Origin of the sequence: Dolichospermum circinale AWQC131C, assembly GCF_000426905.1 — a bacterium.
Classification (GTDB): domain Bacteria; phylum Cyanobacteriota; class Cyanobacteriia; order Cyanobacteriales; family Nostocaceae; genus Dolichospermum; species Dolichospermum circinale.
The window spans coordinates 29,094-49,600 of the sequence record NZ_KE384592.1; the positions used below are offsets into that span (position 1 = coordinate 29,094).

Here is a 20,507-nt window from a genome sequence, read left to right on the forward strand (position 1 = left end):
TGGATATGCTGCTTTTACACATTTTCAGGAGTTAGGAAACATCTTTACGGTACTTATCCTTGTATAACCCGATTTTATTTATTGGCAGATGCTGAAATCCAAACTTGTAAGCAGCCGAGTCGGACTTTAGTTGCAAGAGATCATCATCTGGGACTGCAAAGCTGATATCGTTCTTAATTAAATTTCCCTCGATAGTAATAATCTTGTCAGTCAGTTTGTTCTCTAACTTTAACCATCCGTCACCAAAATAGACGTTACGTATAATTTTATTGCCTTTGGGAACGCCATATTCATCTTCTAAAATTTTCACCAATTGAGGGTAGCGGATACTGTAGGGCGGATGTTTATAGTTCATATCTTCCAGCTTTTCCACAATTCTCCAATTACCTCCGCGAGCAGCACTGGCTTTTGCCCAGCCTAAAATACGTGCATCTACAGATATTGAAATCTTATTTTTAACAAAGATGTTGTTCTCCACCGTGTTATCACGTCCGCCACCGATTAACACGCCCCGCTCCACTTTATAGAATAGGTTACCATAGATTGTTGTACCGCTAGTACCGTCGTCAAGGTACACTGCCATAACTTCTGTAAAGCTTTTTTGCTTTTGAAGTCCGTAGAGGTGGTGAAAATAGTTGTAGCGGATGATGTTCCCCTGCTGGGTGTAGTCTCGACCCATATAAAATGCCCCGGCATCACCAGTTTCTAAGCAAACATGGTGGATATTGTTGAACTCAATGATGTGGTCGTTGCCGCTAAGAAGAATAGCATTGTGGGGCGCGTCATGAATCAAATTATGTGAGATCAGATTACCAACACCTTGAACAGAAATGCCTGGTCGGTAGGTCTTCACCCACCTAGCATAATTATAAATGTGATTATTGATAGCATAGTGCTTTGCTGGTGTCAGGGTTTTGCTATCGCCTCCATTCAAGACTATACCCGTTTCACCAATATTATATACATTGCTGCTAATGACACCGTGGCGGATTCCTCCCTTAATTTCTACTCCATTTGTACCAAGGTTACGAATTTGACAGCCTGCAACCAAGACGTTCTCACCCTTAACTATCCTAATGGCTGCACCTCTGGAACCTTCAAATATCAGACCACTCAGGGTAATATAAGATGCAGCATTTAGGGAAACCAGTGGCTCTTCCATTATAGAAACAATAGCCCGGTTGTTTTCCACAGGCTTTGGTGGCCAAAAATAGAGAATGCCAGTTTGACGATGCAAATAATATTCACCGGGGGTGTCCAATTCTTCTAGGAGGTTGAGGACGTAATAACGCTTGCCCTTTGTGTAGCCATAGACCCCGTGGGGCGGTTCAGTAGCAATTTCGTGAGTCTGTGTGTTGATCAGCTTGACTTTTTCATAGGAGTCCGCCCAGTCCCAAGTCCAGTAGCCGTGCAACCAAATATCCTGTATATTATTCCATAAACGAGGGCGATCGCCCTTGTAAGTGAATTTACCACCGTTTTTACCCGCCGGCACATCGGCGATTTTTAGATCACCTTGGTTAGGCCAGCGTGCTATGTGCATGGGTTGGTCTGCAAAAAACAGTTCTAAGGGAGAAGGATGATTGGGTCTTCCGAAGCCCCGTGGTGAGAGTTGTCCGTAATCAGTAATCCCTTGTGCTTTCAGATTGATTTGTAGGATATTGCCACGGGCGACAGGTTGCATCTGCTTGAGGATATTCTGATCATTAACAGGGTAGAAATCCCGGATCTGTTTTCCTCCAGAGAGACGAACTTGTTCATTTAAGTAGGGACGGTAAACAATAGGCGAATCCTTTGTGCCACTATCTTCTGCATTCAGGATAAATGGTACTTTACGCTCATAAATACCCCCACGTAGATAGACAGTAACGCTGCCTTGAGGGAATTTATTTGCTACCTTCAGAGTACGGATTTGATCGCGCACCCGCTCAAGTGTCTGGAATGGTCCATCGGTCTTCTCTGGATTAGGGGCTGCAATCTCACCTGACCAGTTATCGTTTCCCATAGGAGAAACGTATAGGTTTACTGGTGTCGAACTGGCATTTGCTCCTAATATAGTGCAGTAAATAACAAGTATCAGCCCAATACAGAAATACCATAGAGTTTGCAACCTCATACTGCTGTACATTTGGTATCTATTCCTGAAAGCTAATCCAAAATTAATTATACCCGTAAGGTGTATATATATAAAGTGGATTGACTCTTTTATTCTTTGAGAGGTTTCCCGTTCCCAATAGATAAATTATCTACTTTTAAATAAATAAAGTGAAATCCTGATGAGACAAGAATTTTAAAAAGCTGACTGGTAAATGCTGACCGGGGACTGGGATAAGATCAACAGAATTTAACTTCCATAAACGATTAGCAATGGTATTATTCAAGTATTACAAAAAGTAAAGGGCGATTTTACTATGACCAAAGCACCTGTTGCTCCTGTGGTGCTAGTCATTCTAGATGGATGGGGCTACTGTGAGGAAAAGCGAGGAAACGCTATTAGCGCTGCCAAAACTCCGATTATGGACAGTTTATGGGCTGCCTATCCCCACACCCTCATTCGCACCTCGGGAAAAGCCGTAGGGTTGCCAGAAGGTCAAATGGGCAATTCGGAAGTTGGTCATTTGAACATTGGCGCTGGTCGAGTCGTACCACAAGAACTGGTACGGATCTCAGATGCTGTAGAAGACGGTTCTTTAAGGGTAAACCCAGCCCTGGTGAAAATTTGCCAGGAAGTCCGTTCCACTAGTGGCAAGTTGCATCTAGTGGGACTTTGTTCTGATGGGGGGGTGCATTCCCATATTACCCATCTATTGGGACTACTTGACTTAGCTAAGGAACAGCAACTTTCACAAGTTTGTGTTCATGCGATTACTGATGGCCGTGACACGAAACCAAAAGATGGAATCAGGTTCATCCAGCAACTAGAAGAATACATAGAGCATATTGGTATTGGTGAAATTACTACTATTAGTGGTCGCTATTATGCCATGGATCGTGATCATCGCTGGGATCGAGTTCAACGCGCTTACGATGTAATGACAACAGACGGTACGGGCAATGGACTCTCGGCTGGAGAGATATTGCAAACATCCTACGCTGAAGGTATTACTGATGAGTTTATTCTCCCCGTCCGTTTGCAACCAGGGGCGATAGAATCGGGTGATGGGGTAATATTTTTTAACTTCCGTCCTGACCGTGCTAGAGAACTAACTCAAGCTTTTGTCAGTACAACTTTTAACGGTTTTGAAAGACGGCCAATTTTGCCGCTTTCTTTTGTAACTTTTACCCAATATGATCCAGAATTACCTGTTTCTGTGGCTTTCGAGCCTCAAAACCTGACTAATATTCTGGGTGAAGTTATCGCTAACCGTGGTTTAAGACAGTTTAGAACTGCGGAAACGGAAAAATACGCTCATGTCACCTATTTCTTTAATGGAGGAATGGAGGATGCTTGTGTAGGAGAAGACCGGGAATTAGTCAGTAGTCCAATGGTATCTACTTATGATCAAGCTCCGGGTATGTCAGCACAAGCTGTGACGGATGTAGCGATCGCTGCTATTAAAAAGGGCATCTATTCTCTAGTAGTGATGAACTATGCTAACCCTGATATGGTAGGGCATACGGGACAAATCCCGGCTACAGTAACAGCTATTGAAACGGTGGATCGTTGTTTGGGTCGTCTGATTGATACAATTGGTAAAGCTGGTGGTACGGCAATTATTACTGCTGATCACGGCAATGCTGAGTATATGCTAGATGAAGGCGGTAATCCTTGGACAGCGCATACTACCAACCCAGTTCCTTTAATCTTGGTAGAGGGTGAAAAGGCCAAAATACCGGGATATGGAACAAATGTGGAATTAAGAAATGATGGCAAATTAGCCGATATTGCCCCAACTATTCTGGATATTTTACAAATATCCCAACCCCAAGAAATGACCGGGCGATCATTACTGAAAGCCGCAGAATATGATTTACAATTAACTCGTACTCCTGTACAGGTGGGCTTGTAAAATTGTAAAATGTTAGGGGTTTAGTCCTGGCGGTTTCTAACCGCCAATTTAGCTAAATCCCTTGTTGTCTGATGACTTCTTATAACCAACATTTCTAATATGGCAATTACTAACATCGTACAAGGTATTTGGGCATTTTCCGCCCTTGGTTTAATTGTTCTGGTTTTGTTACATAGTCCTAAAGGTGACGGAATTGGTGCTATTGGTGGACAAGCACAATTGTTCACAAGTACCAAAAGTGCCGAAAATACTTTAAATAGAGTTACTTGGGCGTTAACGGTGGTTTTTCTGGGTTTGACTGTGGTTTTAAGTGCTAATTGGTTGCCCAAGTAGTTGCAAATGACAATGGGGAAAATGGGGAAAATTACCCAAAATCAACGATTTTGGCGACGATTAATGGCAGTTCTGATTTTAGCAATAAGTACAGGACTGTTAGTTATTTTTACTGATTTTTCAGTTAATGCTGTTTTCAGGGAACAGGAGAGAAATTTTCAATTATCTAATTCTCTATCTGTTCTTGAAAAACACCATTCTTTACCACCAACTCTGGTAAAATGGCACGATAAAACAAATAGTGGTGATTATTTTGATCAAGTCAAATCTACTAAAGTTGGTTATTTAATTTGGTCAAGTTTTCCGGTGAAGGTGAATATAGAAACACCAAAAGATATTGGTGAAAAACAATCACAAATATGGGTTAATAATGTTTTAAAAGCAGTTGAAGAATGGAGTATTTATTTACCTTTACAGGTAGTAGAAAAATCTGATATTGCTGATATTAAAATTATTCGTAAAGTGCCACCTTTACAACGTGAACCTAATGGTAAGATATTACGGGCGCGTTCGGCTTTAACGACTTTTGATTTATATACTGCAAATAATATTTTATCTCACAGGTTTACAATTTTGTTGAGTCCTAGTCAAACTGGTGATTATGTATTGTCCGCAGCCCGTCATGAACTTGGCCATGCTTTGGGAATTTGGGGTCATAGTTTGTCACCAACTGATACTATGTATTTTTCTCAAGTTCGTAACCCACCGTTGATTTCTGTAAGGGATGTAAATACTTTGAAACGGATTTATGAACAATCTACAGGCCTGGGTTGGTCTGTTGTGGGGAAAGATTGAATATTATAAGATAGTTCTTCCTCGTCGGTTCTATGATAACAGATTTTTCGCTTAGTGTCAATACCTTATACTTGACAATTTGCCAGTTTGGAGGCTGTTAAAACTGTTTAGTGCAAACTTCATTGTCAACAGCCTCTTGATTTGATTAAACTCGACGTAGGTTCATGAGTTCTTGAGGAGAGGCCAGCATATCAATGGCTACAAAGAATATTTTTCCTTCAGGATTGATCAAAAACCGCCAAGAAATATTCATACCGACAGTAACACCAAACCAAGGAGTTTGAACGATTCCTGTGATTTTCAGTTGCTTAGAACCGTCTGGTTGCACTTCACAGATACCTTGTTGCGGCATCATGTTTAGTCCTTGTGCTTCTTCGCGCATATATTTAGCGATCGCTTCCCGTCCAACAATGGGCTTTTGGAATGGTGGTTGTAGCGCACCGTCGGTAGTAAATAGCGCAATAGCAGCATCAAAATTATCTGCATTCATGGCTTCAATATAGCCTAACACAGCGGGTTCTGTAATACCGTCAATTTTCACCGAGGAAATGACTGGAGTTGTGCGTTGGAAAGCAGGTTCTGTAGCTGCTTTGGGATAACTACTAGGACCGAGGTCAGAAGTATCAAATCCCATATCTACTACAGTATTCCGTAATACGGTAATTTGCTGACCTGGATCAAGTTTTTGTGTAGCTTCTAATACAAATTTTACACCAGGAGACATTTGATAACCAACGGGAATAGGAGTAATAATTCCCTGTTTCATCAATTCTCCTAATTCATACCAGAATGCTAGTTTAGTATTTACACTGAAGAAACCATAGGAACGGCTAATAGGAGTATCAGCGCGACTAGCTAAATCCCGCATGACTTTTGTTTGTTCTTCGCTGGACATTTGCTTAATTTGACTCAGCAAACCATCGGCTAATTGTAAACGTGCTGCTCCTGGTGCTGCGGGAGTAATAGTTTTACCCATTTCAGTATAAGCGTACCAAAGATAAGCTAGTTTATCATCAACGTTAAGTTGATCAAACAAGGCTATAGTTGCGGGAATTGGACTAGGAACTTGAGTATTAGAAAAAATAGTTTGAGCAGACTGGATAGTTAATGCCACAATTGGAATCTCCAAGATTATGTGTTTATTAGTCGCTATGAAAACTTAAGTTAAAAATGTTTATGATCAACTTAGGTTTTATGTAAAGTAATGTAACGGAAATCTTAATTTTTGTAAAGACATGGAAATTACGACTTGACAAAATAGATTAAATATGGTTTTTTAGCATAAATGAATAAATAACAAATATCCTCCTCCTCTAGAAGTAGCTAGAGTTAGGTGCAGTTTTCTATAACCATTGTCGAGACGTTCCATGAAACGTCTCTGCTAGAGGTGTTTATTGATTGTCAAGGGGGGATAATGAATGACATTATCTAAACACCCCAACTCAGTGTTAAAGGTCGCTGTGCGAGGACTTGATAATAAAGCTGTTCTAATTGGGTGATGTTATCATTCAGGGTATAACGTTCCAATACCCGCTTTCTGGCTTTTTGTCCTAGCAATGTTGTTAGTTCTGGATGATCTTGAAATAGTGGTAAGAGAGTTTTTAACTGCGATCGCACGCTGCTAGTATTAATTGCTACACCCGCTCCCTGTTCTAAAACTTCTCCGTCAGCGCCGACATCAGTAGCTAAACACGCTAAACCACAGGACATTGCTTCTAATAGGGATAGGGATAGACCTTCTACCAAAGAAGGCAAAATAAATACATCAGATCCCCGTAAAATTTCGATGCGGCGATTTTCGTCAGCGATAAATCCTAACCAGATGATCCCATATTCAATCCCATAAAATGACTCTAAAGAAGGTTTTAATGGACCATCACCGACAATAAGTAATTTTGTATTAATTCCCATATCTGACTGTTTCCAAGCACGCAAGAGAGATTCAACGTTTTTCTCCTGAGCTATTCTTCCTTGATACACAAATAAGCGTTCAGCGCCAAATTCTGCTTTAATTTGGGAATCTCCTGGAGAATACTTAATAGTATCTACACCATTAGGAATTACAGCAATTTTGTTTTCTCGTACCCCCATATTTGAGAGTAATTCTCTTTGAATTTGGGAAAAAATAATTACGCGGTCATAATGATCTAAAAAAGGGGCATAGAGTTGATAAGCTAGGAGTTGGGTACTAGATAATAGTTTTGCTCCTTTACCTGCAAATGGAGTGTGAAAAGTTGCAATTAGGGGTAAATTTAATTCTTCGCAAATTTCTGGTAAAACGAAGTCAAGAGTTGATAAAGTCAGAGAAGCGTGGACTATATCGGGTTTAATTTCTCTGAGGGAATCTTTCAAAACTTTAGTTGCTTTAAAAGAGGGAATAGTGTAAACCTGGGACTTGTAGATAAATGGTAGGGGAACTTCTTGAAAATTCGGCCAGTTGTCCGTGGTGGCTTCTTCCTGAGCGAAGTGTAGAAAACTAACCTCATGTCCTCTATCTAATAAGCCGTTGGTAATTTCTCGACTGTAGGTGACGTTACCACAAAAGGGCGTTTTTTTTCCAATCCAAGCTATACGCATTTTTTGGTTATCTATAAAAAAGGCGAGTGTCAACTATACTGTTTTGATTATGCAGTTGTGATAACAGAATTTTCGTGATGATAAAAATTCAGTTACAGGTAATTGAAAAACTAAATAATCGGTAAAATTAAAAATTCAATAAATAACTTTATTGATGATAAATATTAAAAAGTTATGAAAGATTTATTTTATCACAACTTAGTCAACTGATTATTGAGTTTATTTTCAACCAGGCAAATATTTTCTATTTGACTGGACTAAGTATAGCATAAATTCATGATTTTGATGCAGTTGTTGATGATTTAGCATCCTCAGATGTACCAGCATTGTACCAGGTAAAGAGACAGCCGCATAGGACGATGACGGCTAGGGTAAAAAATACTGCTTTTAAACCGATAAAAGTTTCTGCTATACCTGCTAAAGCCAGGGGTAGGGATAGAGCAATATTAATCACATTATTTTGCAGTCCAAATACCTTACCGCGCATAGCTGGGGGTGTTTCGGTTTGAATTGCGGTTTGCATGGGTATACCGACTAAAGAGCCAAATACGCCCACTAGGGCTATAAATAGGAGTACGGGTAAGAGTTGGGTTGTAAATAATGATAAACCAATTAAAGAGGCTGTCATGCCGATACAACCGCAAAAACTGAGTTGTTTGTAGGAAAAACGTTGACCAAATTGGCCGAGAATTGTCGCTCCCACAGCAACACCAACACCTGCGGAGGCTAGTAAGAAGCCGAATTGAGAGGCTTTGATATTAGGGATAATTTCCGCCATGCGAACAGCCAGAACAGTGAGGGCTGCAAAGACAGAAAATAAGATAATTAGTTGTAATAAAGCATTACGGATGCGATGATTTTCTTGGAGATAACGTAACCCGTCGCGTAGGTCCAAGAAAACGTGAGGAAATTCTGTTTCTGGGGGGTGAGGTTTTTCGTTAGTTTGGATTAATAATAATATTAACCCAGCGATCGCATAACTACCACCGACCAAAATTTCTTTTCCCAAGCCACCGTTACCACCTAATTGTATCCACAGTTTATCTGCTAATGCTAAAACTGGTTCTCCGACTGCAAAACCAACAATTACAGAAGCCATCATTGTTGTTGTATAAAGAGAATTAGCAGACAGTAAATCTTGTTCTTTTACTATTAAAGGAATGGCGGATTGTTCGGCTGGTGCAAAAAATTGTGTTAGGGTAGAAACTAAAAAAGTCACAGCTAAAATAATCAAGAAACCTACTGGTAAAACTCCCACAGGCTGCCAATTATGAGTAAACCATAATAAGGCAGGAATGAGTAAAACCAGAATACCACGCCAAATATTTGATGCTACCAAAACAACTTTTTTTGACCAACGATCTACAAACACCCCAGCCAGAGAACCAAATAATACGGCGGGAATTGTAAAGGCCATCATTAGAGCGGAAACCCAACCGCTAATACTTTGATCACTAGCTTGAAACTGACTATTAATCAAAGCGATCATTAATACTAAATAAACTTTATCAGCTAATTGACAAAAAACTTGACCTGCCCAAAGAGCGAGGAAATTCCGATTTTTTAATACAGGTAAAAAACCCGATTTTTGATGATTTTCTGAATCTTGACCTCCAGAACCACTATCCATTAATGGTAGAGTTTCTGGTATTATTTCCGTTGCTACTGAGTCCTGATCTTGATCACAATTAATTTTATCATTTATCTGGGTAATTTCTAGTGATTTAGGGATATCAGTCAAGGGAATTTCTGATGTGAAATTTCCAGATTCAGAAATATTATTGAGTGACATTTCTGAACTATGAATATGACCCAGTCTAGGTGAAGAAGCAACATTATGATCTGATGATCTATGGTTTTTTTTAGCTTCGCTAGGTGAGTGAGTTCGGCTTTTTCTATCTAAATCAGACGATTGCATCATGGTTAGTGGCAAAATAAGAGTCAATCAAAGTGGCAGAGTGAATAACTTGTCCTAAATGATACTGGACATACTGACGTAAAACTTGCTCAACAGCTAACCATCCAGAATAGTCGGCTGCATCTATTTGTATTATCTCTATTTCCGAGAGATGTTGAAGCATAAACAGTTCCTTTCCGTTCAACAGGTAAGAAACAATTGGTAACTCCTGCTGATAGAAAACCGTTTTATCACTAGGGTCAGAGGCCAAGGATTGGGTATTGGGAACATTTGTCTTTGTTTTTCCGTTCATTTTCCGATCTTCCCATTTTCCCTGCTCTATTTGCTGTTGCAAATTTTTCCAGGCCTCTAAACAAATTATCCCACCAGAGGGAATACTAAATCCAACTTGCCAATGGGGATTTTTCCAGTCTGGAGTTAAAAACCGCTGTGTTAAGCAACAAAATTCTACTTGTGGTCTTAGACCCGCTAAATCTAGAAGCTGAAATACACCTTGAACTAAAAAAGCAATTACACATTTCGTCTCTGTTCTGGGGATATCCTCTATACGCTGAATATATTTATTAAATAATTCATAAATTTCTATTTGGGGTTGTTCGCTTAAAGATTGACATAATACTATTTCAGCTAAATATTGACTAGCAGCTAATTTACCCAAATTTTTAGATAAACCCGGATAATTTTTAATAGTTTGAGCCTCAATAATTATATCGAGATTTTTACCTGGAGAAATTAGTAATTCATTAATCACAAACATCCCCATTTTACCGCCCAGACTGGAATTTTGTTTACGCGCCCCCGTCGCCACTGCCCGAATTAAACCAAATTCCTGGGTAAGAATTGTGACTATTTTATCCGATTCGCCCAGGGGCTGAGTTTTGAGATTGATACCAGTTGCTTTGTAGGTTTTACTCATTAGTTACTGGTCATTAGTAAAAAATTTTTCATATTATCTATTCCTCGACCGGGTTATTACGTTGACGAAGTAAATCTACACCACGGGATGTGCCTAATCGAGTCGCACCAGCCATAATTAATTCTAAAGCTTCATTGTGTGTACGAATACCTCCTGATGCTTTGATTCCTACCCGATCTTTTGCTATCTCTTTTAAAAGTTTAACATCTGCTACAGTTGCACCACCATTCCAACCTGTACTGGTTTTCAAGAATGCTGCACCGGCATCCATAGCCAATTCTGCTGCTATTTTTTTCTCAGTATCAGTAAGAAGACTAGTTTCCAAAACTACCTTAACAGGCTGTCCGGCTTCTTCGCAAATTGTGGCAATTTCCTGGTGAACTTCGTCTGTTTTCCCGGCTTTTAACCACCCTAAATTAATAACTACATCTAATTCAGTAGCGCCATTATCTACTGCTTCTTTAGCTTCATATAATTTCACGGCTGAGGTATTTGCACCATTGGGAAAGCCAATGACCGTACAAATTCGAGGATTTTTTTTATACAGTAGTTCCGCTGCTTGCTTGACATAGCAGGGATTTACACAGACGGAAGCAAAGTTATATCTATATGCTTCATCGCACCATTGACTTATATGTTCTGGAGTGGCGATTGGTAATAGCAGAGAGTGGTCAATAAATGGTGCAATATCAATATTTGGATAGTCTAGTGCCATCGTTTTTATTTTGGTGTAGAGTTGATGATCAAAATTAAAGTATTTCTTATATATTAGACTATGTATAGTCATCTTAAATGATAATATTGCCAGATTCTCGACTTCTCTGAGAAACTGAGTATTTTAGACTGAAAAATCAGTATTTAAAAAGTCAATAATAGTTTGAGATAATGCCTTTGCTGCTAAGTATGGTACACCATTACCAACAGTTTTAAACATATTCGTAAGTGACATATTTTCTGGGAGTGAAAAATTAGCGGGTAAAGATTGAATTGCTAAAGCTTCTGCTACAGAAATACGCCTAATTTTATAAGGATGTAAATGTACTTCATTATTACCATAACAAGCTGTGGGAGAATAACGCCACCTATGTAAACGTTTAAATGATTTTTTAGAATCATCTCCTTCTGCAATAGTAGCAAATTTAATTTTACCTGCTCTTGGTTGAAAATAATGTTGAGCATTGGGATGGTTGATAACGTTATTTTTTCTAAACCAATATTCAACGGTTAGTTGTTGAGGAATATTTTCGGGACAAGGAATTAGGGAATTTTCTTGAAATAGTTCCCATTGCTTCCAAGGATAAGCAAATACTTGATTTTGAGGATATAAAATATATTTTTCCCAAGGAAAGGTAAATTCATATTCGATTTTCATATTTTGGAGAAAATTATTTTTAAAACCTAGTAAAATAATTCTTTCTCTATCTTGAGGTACAGCGTATTCTATGGAATTAATTAAACGTTCTGTTAATATATAACCTGCTTGTTGTAATTTGATTTTTAACTCTTCAAAGAATAGACGGTGTTTTGTAGTTCTCCATAAACCTTTGACATTTTCAAATAAAAAGAAATCGGGTAAATTTTGACAAATTAATTCGATATAAGCAGATGAAAGTTTACCATTATCCCCTAAATGTCCTTTATTTTTACCACCAACGGAAAAATCTGGACAGGGTGGACCACCAATAAAGCCTATGATATTATTTGATTTGCGGGAATCTTGGACTAATTCATTTAGTCGTTGTGCTGGTGTTCCTGTTACTAATTTGCTTACGTCTGCGGCTTCTCCTTGATGATATCCATATTCAGGTTGGGGAAGTTTAAGAATTTCCCGTGAATAGCGATAAGCTGACATAAATGGTGGGAAAATTTCATTAACATAAGCGATGTTATAACCTGTGGTTTCAAAGCCTAAATCCAGGAATCCTGAGCCGGAAAAAAAGGAGAAAATAGTGGGATGATTGGTCAATGACATAATATACTATTTTTGGGAAAGATTCAAAAAAATAAATTTATGTTTTTGATGGGATCTAATTATTTAATTAGGGCGTGAATTTGCTTTATAATTCTACCATAAATCACCGGGGAATAAATTTCCTTTTTCATAGCTTTTAGTCTAATAAAATAGAGTCAAGACTGAATTGAATTAAAAAATTAAAAAATTAAAAAATTAAAAATTATTAGTATTTCCGCTAAAATCAACATTTAAAGACAGTAAAAGACAGTAAAGCAGGAGAAACCAGACGTGCCTACACTCGGTGTAAATATTGATCATATTGCTACTATCCGTCAAGCTCGACGCACAGTGGAACCAGACCCAATAGCAGCAGCATTACTAGCAGAACTAGCGGGTGCAGATGGTATTACAGCCCATTTACGCGAAGATAGAAGACATATTCAAGATAGAGACGTGCGACTATTGCGGCAAACCGTCAGAACTCATCTAAACTTAGAAATGGCTGCGACCGAGGAAATGTTAGCCATAGCCCTAGACATTAAACCTGATTATGTTACCCTAGTACCAGAAAAGCGGGAAGAAGTGACCACAGAAGGTGGTTTAGATATTGTCGGACAAACTGCTAGAATAGGGGCAATAGTGGATAAACTGCAAAATGCTGGCATTCCCGTAAGTTTGTTCATTGATGCCGAATTACCACAAATCGAGGCATCTGTCAAGGTAAAAGCCAAATTTATTGAACTGCATACGGGACAATATGCAGAAGCCAAAGACGAAACAACTCGTCAGCGGGAACTAGCTTTATTAGCCCAAGGCTGTGAACAAGCCATTAAAGCCGGTTTAAGGGTAAATGCTGGTCACGGACTCACATACTGGAACGTTTACCCTGTGGCCGCGCTTCCAGGTATGGAAGAACTCAATATTGGTCATACTATCATTAGTCGAGCCGCTTTGGTAGGTATAGAAAGAGCAGTTCGAGAAATGAAAGCAGCAATGGGAGGTAATTGGTAATTGGGTAAAATTCTGATCTTTTACCTGTTGCTACTGGGGAGTATTAGTTGCGAAATCCTGTAAATTAAATTAAAGTCAGACTTGAAACTTTTATGACTTCTACACCGAATAACTTACCCCTATGGGTACAGGACAGAGCTAAAGTAATTGCAGCCAGTACAGACGCTCAATGGCGCTATCAAAAGCCACCTGACTATACCCGTTCTCAGCAGAACCTAGCTAAAGAGAGTATTCAGCATCATTTAGAAGGTACACTAGAAGCAATTGTGGAAAACCTAGTCAGAACCTTTGAAATGGAAGTTTCATGGAAAACCAACCCCCAACAGTGGTTATCTGTCGTTAATGACAAATTCCGGGTGAGTAGCAATGGAGGCCAAGAATATACCGCTGCTGAATTAGGCGCGAAAGGTACTTATAATTTATTTATGGCTGACTCTGAACATTACAAAGCTTCTGAAGAAAGTTTTGAATCATCCCATGATATCTTTCATAGTACCTTTCCCCAAGGATTTCCCTGGGAAGTATTAGCAGTTTATTCAGGTCCGCCTCATGTTACATTCAAATGGCGACACTGGGGACATTTTCAGGGTAAATATAAAGATTATGCACCAACGGGGGAAACAGTAGAAATGATCGGTATGAGTGTTGCCCATGTTACCGATGATTTAAAAATTGTTTCCTTAGAACACTATTTTGATAATGCCCTGTTCTTGGAAAAGTTGACAGCAGGTGGCAAAATAGAAAATAGTGACAATAAAAGCAGTGGTTGTCCCTTTGGTTCTTGGTTTCAGGGATTAAAGAAAAGTTAATTGTTCGAGGTACAGCGTCAATACTGTACCATTATTACATCTTCGACTTCTTTTTTCATGATGTCAGTGAATGATGAATCAATACCAGAAGTCGGGGATGTTAACGCCTTACCATAGAATTATGAATTAGTCAGTAAACACAGAAAATGGAAAAATATTATTACGTTTTGGCCAGTCAACACTTTCTCATAGAAGAAGAACCAATAGATGAAGTTCTCAAAGAACGAACTCGTCACTATCATGAACAAGAAAAAGAAATTGATTTTTGGTTAGTTAAGCAACCTGCTTTTTTAGAAGCACCAGAAATGAAAGATATTAAAAAGAAATGTCCTCAACCAGCAGCAGCAATTATTTCCACTAATGCCCAATTCATTACCTGGCTAAAATTACGATTAGAGTATGTCATTACTGGAGAATTTTCAGCCCCTTCTCAGGCTATACCTAATGCAATAGCCTCTCTTAGCAGCGTTTCTTAATAGCGAACAGGGAATAGGGAATAGATCAGAATTTCACCTTTTCCCCAATTATCAATTATCTATGATATTATGCAAAAATTACCAACTTTATCGGGTGTTTTATTATTAGCATTTGCCCCCTTAATTAGCAATATTCATCCTGTTATTGCTCAACAAAATTTTGCTAATTGTCAACAACCAAATGTAGGCGAATATTTATTATTAGTATTGAGTCCGACACCGGAAAATCAAAAGCAGTTGCGTGCTGCATTACCCACCGAGCAAAAAACAATTGTTTGTAAAGATAATAACCAAATAGTAACGCGAGTCGGTGGTTTTACAAATATTGATGATGCCAAGCGTTGGGCGAGGTATATTCAAAATATAGTTGGTTTATCTGCCACTATTACCACTCGTGTAACAGAACCAGCGACCCAACTACCACAAACAATACCAAATATACAAACTCCAAAAATCACTTACAACCCCAAAATATTGGGGGAAGGTTATGCAATTCTGGTAGATTATTTTAACCGTCCAGAAATGGTTAGTAGTTTGCGAAAGGCTGTAGGAGGTGACGTAGGTTTTGTATCCTATGGACAACGGCCTTACTTACTGGCAGTTTATACTACCAATCAAAAGGAAGCATACAATACATTAAAAAAACTCAGTGAAACCGGATTTGTGGCCATTTTAGCAGATGGTCGGAAAGTGGTCTTACTGCGCTCAATTGTGCGTTGATAGTTGTCAGTTGTCAGTTGTTTTTTAATCAGTGACCAAAACTAGCTACCTGGATTTTTCTTAAAGAATGAGAATATGACAGTCAATTGGGGGTGCTAATATTACAACAAAGAAAGTTGTGTATCCGCTTGATTAACCACATAAGCAACTCGCTTTTCTATTTTTGTTTTTATTACTTTACCTTCATTTATAGCTCTTGTTAACCAATCATCCATTTGTACTTTTCTCACTTGTAGAGAGTCCGCAAGTGATTTTGCATCCTTTGGTTGCTGTAAATGACTGAGAATTACAGGTAAAACAACATTATAAATATCTTTAGGAATAGTGGTTAAACCTTGTGAAATAGTATTATCATTATCTTCTGGCTGTGTTGTAATTACTTCTTTTTTTATACTTTCAAAATCACCTATAGTTTTTACTAACATTTCCTGCAAATTACCATTATCAAATTCTAAAGGAAACTGTTTTGCACCTCGATTGTATAATTCTTGATTTCCTGCTGCAATTGGATATATCATGTTGACAAATACAGGAATTTCTTTGATTTTAGATAATGCTTCTACAGCACCATTCCAAGTCCCACCTTTTTCTAAATCAGACTTAACAACTAAAGCATAATCGGCTAAACTATAAATATATTTATTCCTTCCCATTGCGTTACCTTTATTAAATGCAGCATCAGGATCATAACTGGAAATTAAAGTTAATCTACCTTCTCGAATACCAGAGCGATATTTACTATTTACTGCTGCTTTAGTTAAGCTATCAGCTAATACACCAACACAAGTTCCTCCATTATTTAAAATACCTAACATTGATTCTTGATCTATACCTCTTGCACCTCCAGAAATAACTTGTATATTTTGTTGAGAACAAGTTTTTACTACTCTTTGTGTGTATTGAATCATCTCCTCATCTACATCACGAGAACCTACAATTGCTAATCCTCCAGAAGATAACAATTCTGCATTTCCCACCCCATAAATAATTGGTGGTGATGACTTTTTTAATATTTTCTTGAGACGTTTAGGATATTTAGGATCACGATCACTACGTCCTGATATCCATAAACCCTGACTTGTCCATTTTTCTACTGCCAGACTTAACATTAAACTACGTTTTAATAAAGCTATAAGTCTATCAGGATTAAGTTTATTAATAGTTATTGTTTTTATTTTTTCTATGGCTGTTGTTTCCAGTAAATATCCTGGACGCATTTGATTTTCTCGTAACCATTCTGTTAACAAGTTATATTCACTTAGAGTTAAAGGTAACGGTTCAGTTTGGCGATTTTGACCAAAACTAGCGCACAATAGCAAAATTGCTTGAGTATCTGGTGGTAGGATATGATTTGACATAGTATTAAACACAGTATTAAACATAATTTTCTAATCCTCTTGACCCAATGAATTAAGAGCTAATGCTAGAGGATAAACTAATCCACTTCCATTATTACGCAAAAGTGCAGCAATTACAGTAAAAGTCCAACGGGAATCTACCATATCATCAATTAAGAATACATGACCACTCATTCCTTGCCAAGATTCAATTATAAAAGCTCCATCTAAATTATGAGCTTGTTGATAACTATTGCTCATATTTTTTTGCAACTGAGTGTGACGAATTTTGCGAACAACAGGTTTAAATGGTAAACCTAATTTATCTGCTAGTCTTTTGGCAAAGTTAGGTACAAGTTCGGGGCGATTTAAAGAAGGAACACAAGTTACCCAAGTGGGAAAAGGTTGAGGTTTCCAATTTTGAATCATTTCCAAGGTAGCTTGTACAAGTTGATCATCAAAATGATTATCTCTATATTTTCCTTTTTTAACTAATTCTCCCCAACCTGCATCACCCCATAAAGATAATGATCTTCCTGTTTCTGCTCTTAAATTAGTTCTGATGTTTCCCGAAAATCTATAAGTTAATAATGCTTGTGAAGGCCATTGTTTACGCGGTTCTAAAATTTGGTTACTACGACGTAAAAACAAATTTGCTTGATTTACTCGTGCATTGATCACAGTTTCTGGTAATAAGTGTGTACCCACACACACTGCACATCTACCACATTTTTGTGGATTTGGATCATCTAATTCTGTTGCTAAAAAAGCCATTAAACATTGTGGACTTTTCATATATTCCAACATTCGCTCTTGTTCCCGTCTGCGAATTTGTGTTAGCTCTTCAATTTTTTCCCTGTTATATTGATAATTTATAGCTGTGACATACCATTTTGAACCTTGTTTACTTACTGGTGCAGGAGATTCAAGGGATAGAATTTTTAAAACTTTATCAATTTGTCCTCTGGAAAGATTGAGTTGCTGTTCTAATTGAGGAACAGAAAAACCATCAACAGCTTTTTCTAGTTCATTTAAAACTTGTTGTGTATGAATTTCTGGAGGAAATGCTGTATTAATAAAGTAATTATTAATTTGATCATCTTCAGCACCACTCAAGAGAATACCATAAGCTGTTTCTACTGATCTACCGGCTCTACCTACTTGCTGATAATAGTGAACAACAGAACCAGGTCTTTGATAATGAATGACAAAACCTAAATCTGGTTTATCAAAACCCATTCCTAAAGCTGTGGTAGCGACTAATGCTTTAATTTCATTATTGAGTAATTCGTCTTCTAATGCTATACGAACTTGAGTATCTAACTCGCTATAATAGGCTTTTGCATTAATACCTTGAGTGTTTAACCAATCAGCAACTCTTTGAGCATCTCTAACAGTTAATGCGTAAATAATACCACTTCCAGGTAACTGAGGGAGGTGCTGTGCTAACCAAGCTAACCTTGTAGTTTGACTAGGAAGATAAATGTTTTGTAAGCGCAAACTTTTTCTAGTTAAATCACCTCTAGAAATACGCAAATTCTGTCCCAATTGAGCTTTGATATCATCAACTACTCGGTTGTTAGCTGTAGCTGTTGTGGCCAAAACAGGAATATTGGGAGGTAGTCCCTGTAAAACTCTAACAATTCGGCGATAATCAGGACGAAAATCATGTCCCCAGTCAGAAATACAATGAGCTTCATCAACTACAAATAACCCGATTTTTTGAGATAATGGTAAAAGAATATTATTATAAAAATCTTGATTCGCTAATCTTTCTGGGGAAATTAATAAAACATCTACTTGATTTGTTAATAACTTTGTGTTGACAAGATTCCATTCATCAGTATTACTGGAGTTTATTGTTTCGGCTTTTACTCCAATCCGTTGTGCTGCTGCAATTTGATTTCGCATTAATGCTAAAAGAGGAGAAATTAACAGAGTACAACCAGCACCTTGATCTCTTAATAAGCGAGTTGCTAAAAAATAAACTAGACTTTTTCCCCAACCTGTACGTTGAACAACCAGTAACCGCGATTTGTTCAGTAGTAATTCTTCTATAGCTTCCCATTGTGCATCACGAAAATCAGCGTTTAGGTTATTCAAAGCCTGACGCAGAAGGACTAGTGCTTTTTCTCTAAGTATGGTTGTCATATATGCTGCGTATCTACTTACCATACTATTGTATCACAAAGGATAACCAACACCATGCTTTGGTGAGAAATTCGGGGTATTTCGTATAATATAATCAATGTTTTTGGATTTTTAATTCACATTGTTGGAAAATATAATTCACCGCAGCAAATAATTTATCTAAATCTTGAATCATATACAGATTTTTATTTCGAGTAAATACATCACCAACCAACTTTCCAAATTGCCATATTTTCCCGTTAGAAACAATTCCAAAAATATCAGTAACAAAATCATCATTAATTCTCTGAACTGCGATCATTTCAGCTAAACACTGACTCCAACCTTCTTCAAATTTGTCTTGTTTAGCTTCAACTATCAAAAAATAAGGTTTATCAAAAACAATTGTACTTAAAGAGTTTCGCTGTGCCACAGTATAATCAGGAATACCTGATAAATCCTCATCATAAGCTAATGCTTCATGACTCCAAAGAGTTAATTTACTTCGGTAAGGTTTCCATACTTCTTTCAATACTGGATAAATGAGATTTTCACAAATAGCATCTTCGGAGTTATCAATAACTCCATCTGTAAATAGCAAGTCTAATTCCTCCTTAAAAGATTCCTTGGCCGGAAATTCTACTTCCAACATAAAATTAGATTGCACATACTTGATTTGAAATTTTTTAATGACTGAACTAATACTTTTATAATTGCTAAATGCCATAAAATTGTGTCAATCCTTAAATCCTTATGACCAGGGAACAGGGAACAGGGAAAAGGTTTTGGGCAACTTTACTTTTCGTTACTGATGTCGTTTTTTTTCCGTTCACCTACTTATAGCTTCCCATTGTGCGTCACGAAAATCAGCGTTTAGGTTATTCAACGCCTGACGCAGAAGGACTAATACTTTTTCTCTAAGTATGGTTGTCATATCTGCTGCGTATCTACTTGCCATACTATTGTATCACAAAGCATAACCAACACCATTTGTAATACGTTGATCATCTGGGAAATCCGGGCAATTACCAATGACTAATAGGCTGCCCTAGCTAACCAAGAAATAGTTACACCCAGAACCGAACCAGCAATAACTTGAACCGGTGTATGTCCCAATAACTCCTTGAGACGGTCTTGGAAAAAGTCCGGTTTTTCATGAAATAATTCATCAATCATTTGATTAAGTATCCGGGCTTGCTTACCGGCAGCTTGACGGACACCAGCAGCATCATACATAACAATAATAGCAAAAACCGCAGCTAGAGCAAATTCTGGAGATGCCCAACCTAAAGTTTGTCCTACACCGTCTGCTAGGGCTGTCACTAGGGCTGAATGGGCGCTAGGCATACCCCCAGTCGTGACTAGGACACGCACGTCTAATTTTTGGTGTTTGACTAACTCAACGATCAGCTTTAATCCTTGAGCCACAAAACAAGCTACAAGCGCAACCAACAGTACCCGGTTATTAATAATTTCGCCTATGCCTATGTCCTGCATGGTATTTTGGTGAGGTTAGTAAGT

At 38.0% G+C, this 20,507-nt stretch carries 19 protein-coding genes; 7 read left to right on the forward strand and 12 right to left on the reverse strand.

What is annotated here, in order from left to right; translation table 11 throughout:
* Positions 1–31 precede the first annotated feature (31 nt).
* Positions 32–2,005 (reverse strand): right-handed parallel beta-helix repeat-containing protein, encoded by a 1,974-nt coding sequence (locus ACIR131C_RS0103230; protein WP_196811715.1) that lies wholly within the window; start codon positions 2,003–2,005, stop codon positions 32–34.
* Between the two features lie 406 nt (positions 2,006–2,411).
* Between ACIR131C_RS0103230 and gpmI the strand changes: the two genes are divergently transcribed.
* The 3 genes from gpmI (at position 2,412) to ACIR131C_RS0103245 (ending at position 5,138) form a co-directional block, all read left to right on the forward strand.
* On the forward strand, positions 2,412–4,010 hold the full coding sequence (gpmI, locus tag ACIR131C_RS0103235) for a 2,3-bisphosphoglycerate-independent phosphoglycerate mutase (RefSeq protein ID WP_028089038.1): 1,599 nt from the start codon (positions 2,412–2,414) through the stop codon (positions 4,008–4,010).
* 99 nt (positions 4,011–4,109) lie between these two features.
* Positions 4,110–4,343 (forward strand): preprotein translocase subunit SecG, encoded by a 234-nt coding sequence (gene secG / locus ACIR131C_RS0103240; RefSeq protein ID WP_028089039.1) that lies wholly within the window; start codon positions 4,110–4,112, stop codon positions 4,341–4,343.
* A gap of 21 nt (positions 4,344–4,364) precedes the next feature.
* Positions 4,365–5,138 carry a peptidase gene (locus ACIR131C_RS0103245; protein WP_035371457.1) on the forward strand — a complete coding sequence of 258 codons (774 nt, stop codon included), beginning with the start codon at positions 4,365–4,367 and terminating at the stop codon, positions 5,136–5,138.
* A 145-nt stretch (positions 5,139–5,283) separates the two neighbouring features.
* Here ACIR131C_RS0103245 and ACIR131C_RS0103250 read toward each other — a convergent pair whose 3' ends face one another.
* From ACIR131C_RS0103250 to ACIR131C_RS0103275, 6 genes are all read right to left on the reverse strand, one after another.
* Complete coding sequence (locus ACIR131C_RS0103250) at positions 5,284–6,252, reverse strand: orange carotenoid protein N-terminal domain-containing protein (protein WP_028089041.1); 969 nt, start codon at positions 6,250–6,252, stop codon at positions 5,284–5,286.
* Positions 6,253–6,566: 314 nt separating this feature from the next.
* Positions 6,567–7,715 (reverse strand): glycosyltransferase family 4 protein, encoded by a 1,149-nt coding sequence (locus tag ACIR131C_RS0103255; protein ID WP_028089042.1) that lies wholly within the window; start codon positions 7,713–7,715, stop codon positions 6,567–6,569.
* 274 nt (positions 7,716–7,989) lie between these two features.
* Positions 7,990–9,636 carry an MFS transporter gene (locus ACIR131C_RS0103260; protein ID WP_028089043.1) on the reverse strand — a complete coding sequence of 549 codons (1,647 nt, stop codon included), beginning with the start codon at positions 9,634–9,636 and terminating at the stop codon, positions 7,990–7,992.
* A complete protein-coding gene (recO, locus tag ACIR131C_RS0103265) occupies positions 9,620–10,549 on the reverse strand; it encodes a DNA repair protein RecO (RefSeq protein WP_028089044.1) in 930 nt (309 codons plus the stop codon). The genes ACIR131C_RS0103260 and recO overlap by 17 nt, the downstream gene beginning before the upstream one ends.
* A gap of 37 nt (positions 10,550–10,586) precedes the next feature.
* Entirely contained in the window at positions 10,587–11,264 is a 678-nt protein-coding gene (gene deoC, locus ACIR131C_RS0103270) for a deoxyribose-phosphate aldolase (protein WP_028089045.1), read from the reverse strand.
* 123 nt (positions 11,265–11,387) lie between these two features.
* Positions 11,388–12,521, reverse strand: a complete 1,134-nt coding sequence (locus tag ACIR131C_RS0103275) for a DNA cytosine methyltransferase (protein ID WP_035371448.1) — start codon at positions 12,519–12,521, stop codon at positions 11,388–11,390.
* A 270-nt stretch (positions 12,522–12,791) separates the two neighbouring features.
* On the opposite strand from ACIR131C_RS0103275, the gene ACIR131C_RS0103280 reads away from it, so the two are divergent.
* The 4 genes from ACIR131C_RS0103280 to ACIR131C_RS0103295 all read left to right on the forward strand — a co-directional run bounded on the left by ACIR131C_RS0103280 (position 12,792) and on the right by ACIR131C_RS0103295 (position 15,519).
* On the forward strand, positions 12,792–13,514 hold the full coding sequence (locus ACIR131C_RS0103280; RefSeq protein WP_028089047.1) for a pyridoxine 5'-phosphate synthase: 723 nt from the start codon (positions 12,792–12,794) through the stop codon (positions 13,512–13,514).
* A 92-nt stretch (positions 13,515–13,606) separates the two neighbouring features.
* On the forward strand, positions 13,607–14,323 hold the full coding sequence (locus tag ACIR131C_RS0103285) for a nuclear transport factor 2 family protein (protein ID WP_028089048.1): 717 nt from the start codon (positions 13,607–13,609) through the stop codon (positions 14,321–14,323).
* Between the two features lie 146 nt (positions 14,324–14,469).
* Positions 14,470–14,799, forward strand: a complete 330-nt coding sequence (locus tag ACIR131C_RS0103290; protein WP_028085281.1) for an MgPME-cyclase complex family protein — start codon at positions 14,470–14,472, stop codon at positions 14,797–14,799.
* Positions 14,800–14,868: 69 nt separating this feature from the next.
* Positions 14,869–15,519 (forward strand): hypothetical protein, encoded by a 651-nt coding sequence (locus ACIR131C_RS0103295; RefSeq protein ID WP_028089049.1) that lies wholly within the window; start codon positions 14,869–14,871, stop codon positions 15,517–15,519.
* A gap of 101 nt (positions 15,520–15,620) precedes the next feature.
* On the opposite strand, the gene ACIR131C_RS0103300 is transcribed toward ACIR131C_RS0103295, so the two are convergent.
* From ACIR131C_RS0103300 to ACIR131C_RS0103320, 5 genes are all read right to left on the reverse strand, one after another.
* Entirely contained in the window at positions 15,621–16,877 is a 1,257-nt protein-coding gene (locus tag ACIR131C_RS0103300) for a DNA-processing protein DprA (protein ID WP_028089050.1), read from the reverse strand.
* 30 nt (positions 16,878–16,907) lie between these two features.
* Positions 16,908–19,007: a RecQ family ATP-dependent DNA helicase gene (locus ACIR131C_RS0103305; protein ID WP_028089051.1), complete on the reverse strand. Its 2,100-nt coding sequence runs from the start codon at positions 19,005–19,007 to the stop codon at positions 16,908–16,910.
* A gap of 94 nt (positions 19,008–19,101) precedes the next feature.
* On the reverse strand, positions 19,102–19,713 hold the full coding sequence (locus ACIR131C_RS0103310; protein WP_028089052.1) for a hypothetical protein: 612 nt from the start codon (positions 19,711–19,713) through the stop codon (positions 19,102–19,104).
* A 102-nt stretch (positions 19,714–19,815) separates the two neighbouring features.
* The gene (locus ACIR131C_RS27065) at positions 19,816–19,944 is read right to left on the reverse strand and encodes a hypothetical protein (RefSeq protein WP_269208799.1); all 129 of its coding nucleotides are present in this window, start codon (positions 19,942–19,944) and stop codon (positions 19,816–19,818) included.
* Between the two features lie 77 nt (positions 19,945–20,021).
* Positions 20,022–20,483: a divergent PAP2 family protein gene (locus tag ACIR131C_RS0103320; RefSeq protein ID WP_028085284.1), complete on the reverse strand. Its 462-nt coding sequence runs from the start codon at positions 20,481–20,483 to the stop codon at positions 20,022–20,024.
* Between the last annotated feature and the right edge of the window lie 24 nt (positions 20,484–20,507).